Raw genomic sequence first — 1057 nt, 5'->3', positions numbered from 1 at the left:
GGGGTCCGCGACGGCCGCGCCGGGGGAGCCGTGGCCGGTGGCGGACTTCAGCGCCGCATCCGGGTCGACGCCGTTGGTCATGTCCAGCAGCCGCTTGAAGATGTACGCGCCCTCGTCGGCGATCCCATCGTGGTGGAACGCCTTGGTCACCCAGGTCTGCAGGCCCCGCACCCGGCTGGCGGTGTCCAGGGAGAGCTCGCGGTCCACGTAGACGTCGTCGTGGTAGACCGCGGCGGCCACCGGCACCTGGTTCCGGGCCAGCACCTGCAGGTCGTACAGCGGGGTGAAGTGCTCGTATTCGGCCAGCAGCCGGGCGGTCTCCTCCAGCGGGCGCAGCGCCGGGTCCTCGGCGAAGTACCAGCGGTACACCATCTCACCGGTCAGCAGCGGCACCTCGGCCTGCGGGCTGAATTCCGCGAATTCCTCCAGCACCCGTTCCGCGGCCCAGTTGGTGGCCTGGCCCTGGGCGTAGATCGATTCGTGCAGCACCGCGTAGAGCGGGTTCGCGGCACGGCTGGCCTGGTCGTAGAGCACCCCCAGGAACGTGTCCGACAGCCGCGGCCGCCCGGGGTGTCGATGAACGCCTCCTGCAGCACATGGTGCAGCGAATGCACCCGGGTGTTCCCGCCCAGGTACTGCCCGAGCATCTGCACCAGCGGGACCGTCACCGGCCGCCCATCGGGCAGGCGTTCATCGTGGAAGGTGCGCACGTGGCGGTAGATGCGCTGCAGCACCTGGCGGTCCTGCGGGTACCAGGTGAAGTACTCGGCGTTGCGTTCGGCCATCCTGCGGTAGGTGGCCCGGTAGACGGTGTCCGCGTCGGCGGTGAGCGAGGCCAGCCCGCCGGTGATCAGGCAGCGCTGAAGGGACTGCGGGAAGAGCGAGAGGTAGCTCAGCGTGCAGAACCCGCCATAGCTCTGGCCCAGCGTGCTCCAGCGTTCGATGCCCAGCGCCGTGCGCAGCGCCTCCGCATCGCGCACGATCGAATCGGCCCGGAAGAAGCGCAGGTAGTGCGCCTGGGCGGCCGCGTCCCCGCGCAGCGCCAGGGACTGGCGGT

At 70.3% G+C, this 1057-nt stretch carries 1 pseudogene; it reads right to left on the bottom strand.

The features are described from left to right. Positions 1 to 1057: pseudogene (locus tag JCM19049_RS15170) on the bottom strand (alpha/beta fold hydrolase); the annotation flags it as partial.

It is taken from the genome of Arthrobacter sp. JCM 19049, from assembly GCF_001310435.1.
Note: the sequence above shows the minus strand (reverse complement) of the source record. Positions and strands in the feature narration are given on the sequence as shown.